The organism is Bradyrhizobium sp. (assembly GCF_035273305.1).
GTDB lineage: Bacteria > Pseudomonadota > Alphaproteobacteria > Rhizobiales > Xanthobacteraceae > Bradyrhizobium.
In genome coordinates this window covers 20,212-28,307 of sequence record NZ_DATEPI010000206.1, presented here as the reverse complement: position 1 = coordinate 28,307, position 8,096 = coordinate 20,212, and the positions used below count along the sequence as shown (strand labels likewise).

Sequence of the window (8,096 nt, the reverse complement as noted above, 5' to 3'; positions counted from 1 at the left end):
CGGCGCCGGCGCGGCGGATGGCGGATGAGATGGTTGATGGCATCCGGTTTCTGGTACCCAATCGCCAGGAGCTTGCGCATCTGACCGGATTGCCAACGCGCACTCTGGCCGACGTCGAAGCGGCCGCGAAAGCATTGCTCGTTCGCGGAGCTGAGAGCGTGATCGTGACATTGGGGCGGGAAGGCGTTCTGCGAGCCTCGGTAGCCGGAGCGCGTGTCTTCCCAGCTCCCATCGTTGAAGCTGTCGATACGACAGGTGCGGGCGACACGTTCGTCGGCGGCTTTGCCGCGGAGTGGTGCAGGACATCTGACGTCGACGTGGCGATCAGGTTTGCGCAACGTGCGGCCGCCTATAGCGTCACTGGCCGGGGCGCGCAGGCTTCCATGCCCTGGCTGTCCGATTTGGTTTGAGCTTCACGCCCCGTCTCGCAAGCGACAGCTCCCGGCTTCTCATTCCGGGGCTTGCGGCGCTCTGCCAAATTCCTCCAAACTGCGATCAGTACGCACTCCGAGCATAAGAGGCGGGAATGACTGGCATGGCCGTGAGGAACCGGTTCACTGGTGGTGCAGGTTACGCTTCGCTCACCGAGCAAACGATCAGGGCGTTTCTCGAAAGCAATCCCGAGGTGAGCAAGGCGCTCGGCGGACGCTCACAAGGTTGGTCAGTCAGAGAAGTCGGCGACGGCAATCTCAATCTCGTCTTTGTCGTCAAAGGGCCGGTCGGCGGCGTGTGCGTAAAGCAGGCGTTGCCCTATGTACGACTGGTCGGGGAAAGCTGGCCGCTTCCAATCGACCGCGCGCATTTCGAGCATGAGGCACTAAAAGCCGAGGCCGCCGTGGTGTCGGATTTGGTGCCGAAAATCTATGTCTTCGACAAGGTTCGCGCCGCGATCGTGATGGAGTTGCTGGAGCCGCATATCATTCTCCGCAAGGGCCTGATCCAGGGTATCCGCTATCCAAAACTCGCCGACGACATCGCCAGATTTGCCGCGCAAACCCTGTTTTCCACCAGTGATCTCGCGCTGCCGGCTGGGAAAAAGCGCGAGCAGCAGTCGATGTTCAGTCTCAACACTGAACTTTGCCGAATAACCGAGGACCTGGTCTTCACCGATCCTTATCGCATTGCCGAACTCAACCGCTGGACCAGCCCGCAGCTCGATCACATCGCCGCCGAATTTCGCGAGGATGCTCCCCTGAAGATCGCAGTGCAGGAACTGAAATGGATGTTTCTCTCGCGTGGCGAGGCGCTGCTGCACGGCGATTTGCACACCGGTTCCATCATGGTGACCTCTGAGGAAACGCGCGTCATTGATCCGGAGTTTGCGTTTTACGGGCCGATGGGATTCGACCTCGGCGCCTTCATGGCGAATTTGCTCCTGTCGTATTATTCCCAGGATGGTCACGCGACCGCCGGCGATGACCGGAGCGACTATCAGCGCTGGCTGCTCGATACTCTTGAAATGTTCTGGGGGCGCTTTGAGACCAGATTCCTGGAGCTTTGGCGGCAAGCAGGAACTGGTGACGCGTTCGTGTCAGGATTGTTCGAGGACGAGGCCGGACGACGGGCGCTCGAGGCCTATCGCGTCCGGTTCATGGCCCGTCTGCTGCAGGACTCGATCGGGTTCACCGGCGCCAAGATGGCGCGACGCATTCTGGGCCTCGCCCATGTCGAGGATATGGAATCGATAAAGAATACCGATGTTCGAGCGCGCTGCGAACGCCGGGCGCTGATCCTCGCACGACAACTGATGGTGGGCCGCAGTTCGATCAGCTCGATCGCTGCGCTTCGCCAATTTGCCGAAACTTGTCGCAAGGATGCTCTTTAGGCGATCGATTGAAAAGCGTTCGATGCTGTTGACATTTGTGATCGATGGCGCCGATCTTACGAGCGTAAGGAGAACCGGGGACCAACCTGGTCCTTTGGGTCAGTTGAACAGCCCGAAAGCTCGCAGTTGTGTTGCAAACACCAAGGAGCCCAAATGTCTGACATCAAGAACAAAGTCGAACGAGATCGCCGCGACTTCCTGCTCAGCGCCAGCGCGCTCGGCATAGCCGGGGCCTACATGGCCACCGCAGGTTTCAATCCAGCGATCGCAGATGAACTCACGAAATCGGAAAAACCGTTGAAGGCGGCGTTCTCCAACGCCGGCCTGCAGGCCACCTGGTGCGCCCAAGGCAAGCAGGCGGCCGAAGCCTGGGGCAAGCTGATGAATGTCGAGGTTACCTGGTTCGACGGTCAGCTCGACGCCGTCAAGCAGCGGGCCGCGATCGACAACATGGCTTCGCAGAAATGGGATTTCGTCGCGATCCAGGCGTTCGGCATCGGTACGCTGGTCGATCCCGTCAACAAGATGATCGACGCCGGCATCCCGGTGATCGACCTCGACACGCTTATCGCGCCGCTCGATACGATCAACGTGCATACGATGCTGGCGCCTGACAACATCTTCATGGGTTCCTCGGTGACCCAGCAGATCGTCGATGCGATGGGTGGCGAGGGGACCATCATCATGACTCAGGGTGCCCTCGGGCATTCGGGAGCCCAGGGCCGAGCCAAGGGTTTTGAGAAGATCATCAAGAACTACCCGAAGATCCAGGTGCTGAATACTGATCCCGCCGACTGGGACGTAACCAAGGTCGCGCGTATCTGGGATACCCATCTGACCAAGTATCCGGATATCAAAGCCGCCTTCTTCCACAACGACGACATGGCGCTGGCTGCCGCCAATGTCATGAAGGCGCGCGGAAGAACCGGCATCATCATCGGCGGCGTCGATGCGATGCCGCCGGCGTTGGAAGCCGTTATGGATGGCCGCATGCTGGCGACCGTGCGTAATCCATCATGCCGAATTCACGGCTGGGCTGTTGCTGCAGGTGTGGCCGCTGTTGTCAGCGGTGAAAAGACCGGTAAGGGCATCCCAAAGAATATCGTCACCGACGGTCCGGTCATCACCAAGGAGACGGCTCCGGGTATCGCGTGGATGGAGCGACACTTCCTGATTTAGCGTTTCGACCAAGAAGGGCGGGGCCGCCGCCCTGTCCTTTCGCCTCTCGTTTCCAAAGGGAAGAGCAGCCAGATCGAACATCGACGTCGTTAGGACCACTCCGGTTGCTGCTTCTAAGGCGAGCAGCCGGCGGGGTCGAACCGGAATGCCCATCTATGACTCCGCCCGAAACCGCTGACGCCGGCAGCACCTTGCCGCTGCTGGAACTCAAAAACGTTTCCAAGAGCTTCGGCGGCGTATCCGCCCTGCGCGATGTGGATTTCGCAGTCGCGCGCGGCGAGATTCATGGGTTGGTGGGCGAGAACGGCGCAGGAAAGTCGACGATGATGAAGATCATCGCCGGCATGCACCATGATTTCCAGGGACAGATGATGCTGGATGGCCATGAGGTGCGGTTCCGAAACCCGCACGACTCACTCGCCGTCGGCATCGGCATGGTGCATCAGGAGCTGTCCATCGTTCCCGATCTGAGCGTTGCGGAGAATGTGTTCCTCGGCACGCAGCCGACCAACGGCCGCGGCGTGATTGATTGGGCGGGCATGGCGAAAGCTGCGCGCAAGCAAATTGCCAGTCTCGGTCTCGACATCGATCCGCGCGTGCGGATGGGTTCGCTTCCGGTCGGAATTCAGCAACTGGTCGAACTCAGTCGTGTGCTGTTTTCCGGTGCCCGCATTATCATTCTCGACGAGCCGACGTCCGCGCTGTCGCCGCCGGAAGTTGACAGGCTGTTCAGGATTCTGCGCCAGCTTCGCAAGGAAGGACGCAGTCTGATTTTTATCTCGCACTTTCTCGAGGACGTGCTCGCCATTTCGGACCATGTTACGATCTTCCGCAATGGGCGAAAGGTGGCGACAGTCGATGCTGCGACAACGAGCAAGGACCAACTGATCTCGCACATGATCGGCCGCGGTGCCAAGGAACTGTCGGCCAGCGAGAGCGCCGAGTTGACGGGCAGCCGATCGAAGCCGGTGGTGTTAGCCGCGCAGAATTTGAACCAAGGGAGTGTGCTGAAAGACTTGACGTTCGATGCGCGCGCCGGCGAGATCCTCGGCATCTATGGCTTCATGGGTTGTGGTCAGATCGAGCTTGCGCGCTGTCTGTTCGGCAAGCTTCCGCTCGATAGCGGCACGGTCATGCTCCAGGGTAATGTTTTGCCGCTCACCTCCACCGTGACAGCGCGTGAGGCGGGTATCGCCTATGTGCCGGAGAACCGGCGCATGATGCTGTTTCCCACCGAGCCGATGTACAAGAACATGTCGATTTCGATCCTGCAGCGCATTCATCGGCTTTTGCTCAAGCCGCAGGCCGAACGCGATATCGCCAAAAGGCACATCGCCGATCTGCAGATTCGACCAGCTAACGCCGAAATGCGGGTGGGGCAACTTTCCGGCGGCAATCAGCAGAAGGTCGCGCTGGCGAAATGGCTAACCCATATGCCTAAGGTGCTCATCCTGTCCGAGCCGACGCGCGGCATCGACGTCGGCGCAAAAGAAGACGTGATAAGGATCGTTCGGGCGCTGCGCGACCAAGGAGTCGCCGTGATCGTGCTGTCGACTGAGCCCGAAACCATCCTGACGCTCGCCGATCGCGTCGTCGTCATGAAACGTGGCCGCGTTGTGAAGACATTCGAGGAGGGACAGGTGGACAAGGCGGATCTGCTGGCAGCCGCGTGAGGAACAAGGATAGAGGATAAAAAGTAAGGTCCGCCGAGCCGCTGCTTGGTGAACCGATGCGGTATGGAGAAGAGAAGCTGATATGACTGACGCTGCGAAGCCCATCGGCAAGCCATTCGATCCGATGCATTTCCTGCGCAACCAGTTGCGCAATATCGCGCCGTTGATCACGCTGATCGCGCTGTTTGTGTTTTTTTCGGTGGCCAGCCCGTCATTCATGACGCTCGACAACTTTGCCAATATCCTGGCCCAGGTGTCACTGACTTCGATCATTGCGGTCGGACTTACGTTCGTCATTCTCACCGGCGAGATCGATCTGTCGGTTGCTGCCGTCGCCAATGCCATCGGTATCGTGATGGCATTTTTCACGCTGCAGCCGGACTACGCCAACATTCAGAACTTGCCGATGCCCGGCCCCGTTGCGGTGATCCTGGCACTGGCGGCATGCGGCTTGCTCGGCCTGGTCACGGCTTTCGGCGTCACGCGGATCGGCATTCCATCCTTCATCATGACGCTCGCCATGATGCAGATCGCTGCCGGGATTTCGGCGATGCTGGTGCGTGGACAGATCGCCTATAAGTTTCCCGCCATTATCCAGGTACTCGGCTCCGGTAAATATTTTGGCGTGCGCTGGCTGATCGTCGTCGCCGTGCTGGTGCTGCTGATTGCGCACCTCGTTCTCACCTACACGCGGTTTGGCCGCTATGTGTATATGACCGGCGGTAACCGCGACGCCGCCGAATATTCGGGGGTCAACGTGAAGTTCATCGTCGGCGCGGTGCTGGTGATCTCGGCGATGCTCAGCGGTTTTTCCGGCATGCTGGGCGTCGCTTACTTCGGCAGCGCCCAGCAAAACCAATTCGACACATTCTTGCTGGACGCCATCGCGGCTGTTGTGGTCGGCGGCACCAGCCTGTTCGGCGGGCGAGGAGGCATCGGCAACACCATTATCGGGCTATTGGTGCTCGGCATCCTCAACAACGGACTCGACCACGTCAATATCGATAGTTTCCTGAAGATCCTGATCCGCGGCCTCATTCTGCTGATCGCGCTCATCATCAATGTCTATGCGCAAAAGATGCGCGATTCCAGCGCGGCGACGGATTGAGCGAGTTCAGCGCATTTCCCGTAACCCAATCGATTGGAACGCGTGGCCTGAGGCTGCTCTAACTTAGCAGCTTGTCCAACGTGATCGGAAGATCGCGCACGCGCTTTCCGGTGGCGTGATAGACCGCGTTGCCAATCGCCGCTGCCACGCCGACGATCCCGATCTCGCCCAACCCTTTGATCCCCATCGGGTTGACGATTTCGTCCTGCTCATCGACGAAGATCACGTTGATATCGTACACATCGGCGTTAACCGGCACATGGTACTCGGCGATATTGGCGTTCATGATGCGGCCGAAGCGGTGGTCGTAGATGGTCTGCTCGTGAAGCGCCATGCCGATGCCCCAGACCACGCCGCCCATGATCTGGCTGTGAGCGGTCTTGGTGTTGAGTATTCGACCTGCGGCGACGGCGCTGACTACCCGGGTGACACGGACGACGCCGAGCTGTTCATCCACTTTCACCTCGGCAAACACTGCCGAATGTGTGTTGCGCGCATGCGAATTGTCTTCCGCAAAGCTATTGGTCTTTTCTTTTTCAATTCGGTCTATGGCGCCATTCCGCATCACGTCCGCGATCGAGACAGCGCTGCTCTGATCTCGTTTGCTGACGATCTTGCCATCGGCAAGGACCACATCCTCGGGCGTAGCGTCTGCCAGCGGCGATCCCTTGATGGTCTTCGCCAAGGCCAGCAGTTCCTTGCGGACCTCTTCAGCCGTTGCCGCCACCGCGTGCGATGCCGAAGCCGCCGTCCACGACCCGCCTTCCACTGGCGCTTGCGGCAGCGTCGAGTCGCCGAGCTTCATGGTGATATTCTCGATCGGCAGCCCGAGCGTATCGGCCGCCACCTGGGACAGGATCGTATAGGTGCCGGTGCCGATATCGGAAGCCGCGCACGCTACTTCGGCGTGCCCGTTAGCGGTCAGAACGATGCGGGCGGCCGTCGGCATTTGCAAGGCTTCCCACACGCCGGTCGCCATGCCCCAACCAACCAGTTCGCTGCCGTCGCGCATCGAGCGCGGCTCCGGCCGGCGGTTGTTCCAGCCAAACGCTTCCGCGCCCTGACGGTAGCATGCGCGAAGTTGCTTGCTGCTGTAGGGGACGTCCTGGTTTTGATCGCGATCCGAATAGCAGCGCAGCCTTAGCTCCATGGGATCGAGTTTGAGAGCGACAGCCAGCTCGTCCATCGCACACTCGAGGGCATAGACCCCGGTCGCCGCCCCTGGCGCGCGCATGTCGCAGGAGGTCGGAACGTCGAGCCTCGCCACCCGATGCACGTATTTCGCATTTGAAGACTTGTAGAGCAGTGCCGCCCAACCGGTATCGTTGCGCGCAAAGTCTTCAAATTGCGAGGTGACGCCAATTGCCTCGTGAGTGATGGAATCAAGTGTTCCATCTGCCTTGGCTCCGAGGGCAAGCCGCTCAATCGTGGCTGGCCGGTGGCCAAGACCATACATCTGCCGGCGCGTCAGAACGAGGCGCACTGAGCGTTGCAGCGCCAGCGCTCCCAGCACCGCCAGCACTACCTGATATTGTGGACGGAGCCCCGAGCCGAACGCGCCGCCGACATACGGCGAAATAACCCGGAGGTCGTCCGACTTCTTCTCGAATACGCTGCACAGATAACGCTGCACGTTCTGCACGCCTTGGGTCTTGTCATAGACCGTGAGCTTGCCGCCTCCGTCCCACACAACGGTGGAGGCGAACAACTCCATCGGGTTGTGATGCTCGGTCGGGATAAAATATTCGACTTCGCGACGTACTTCTGCTGCCGCAAAAGCTTTGGCGGCATCCCCGTGCGGCTTGTCGGGCTTCTCCACGATGAACGCTTGGCCGCGCTGCTGGTAAAGATCGGTGACAGAGTCCTGCTTTTCGTATTCGACTCGCACCAGCGAGGCCGCGTAGCGCGCGATCTCCCATTCCTCCGCCAGCACCAGCGCGATTGGTTGACCGCTGAACTTGATCTGGTCGTCATACAGCGGCCGGAAGGGCGAGCCTTGCTCCGGCGCAACCTCATCCTTCCAGGCCTGATCGTTATCGGCCATGCCGGGCCGGTTCTCGTGGGTAAGAATATCGATGACACCTTCGACCCGCAGCGCCTGGCTGGTGTCGATGCGCAGGACGCGGCCTTTGGCAATCGTGGACTCGACGACACTGCCGTAAGCGAGACCGCTTGCGTTGAGCTCGCCGGCATATTTGGCTTTGCCGGTAACTTTGGCGGGGCCATCGACGCGGGATGTGGCGGTGCCGATGTAAGGTGTCATGCTTTGTGCACTCAAAGTCTCGATAGGATGACCGCGGCAGCCTGGGTT

General features: G+C 59.9%; 6 protein-coding genes. 5 read left to right on the top strand and 1 reads right to left on the bottom strand.

The window, feature by feature from the left end:
• From VJV58_RS14175 to VJV58_RS14155, 5 genes are all read left to right on the top strand, one after another.
• On the top strand, positions 1 to 410 hold a 410-nt coding region (locus tag VJV58_RS14175; RefSeq protein WP_324137990.1), incomplete at its 5' end, for a PfkB family carbohydrate kinase.
• 116 nt (positions 411 to 526) lie between these two features.
• A complete protein-coding gene (gene mtnK / locus VJV58_RS14170; RefSeq protein WP_324137989.1) occupies positions 527 to 1,825 on the top strand; it encodes an S-methyl-5-thioribose kinase in 1,299 nt (432 codons plus the stop codon).
• A gap of 153 nt (positions 1,826 to 1,978) precedes the next feature.
• On the top strand, positions 1,979 to 3,004 hold the full coding sequence (locus VJV58_RS14165; RefSeq protein WP_324137988.1) for a sugar ABC transporter substrate-binding protein: 1,026 nt from the start codon (positions 1,979 to 1,981) through the stop codon (positions 3,002 to 3,004).
• Between the two features lie 155 nt (positions 3,005 to 3,159).
• Positions 3,160 to 4,677: a sugar ABC transporter ATP-binding protein gene (locus VJV58_RS14160; protein WP_324137987.1), complete on the top strand. Its 1,518-nt coding sequence runs from the start codon at positions 3,160 to 3,162 to the stop codon at positions 4,675 to 4,677.
• Between the two features lie 82 nt (positions 4,678 to 4,759).
• Positions 4,760 to 5,785: an ABC transporter permease gene (locus VJV58_RS14155; RefSeq protein ID WP_324137986.1), complete on the top strand. Its 1,026-nt coding sequence runs from the start codon at positions 4,760 to 4,762 to the stop codon at positions 5,783 to 5,785.
• A gap of 58 nt (positions 5,786 to 5,843) precedes the next feature.
• Here the strand turns inward: VJV58_RS14155 and VJV58_RS14150 are convergent, their stop codons facing one another.
• On the bottom strand, positions 5,844 to 8,048 hold the full coding sequence (locus VJV58_RS14150) for a xanthine dehydrogenase family protein molybdopterin-binding subunit (protein ID WP_324137985.1): 2,205 nt from the start codon (positions 8,046 to 8,048) through the stop codon (positions 5,844 to 5,846).
• Positions 8,049 to 8,096: the final 48 nt, after the last annotated feature.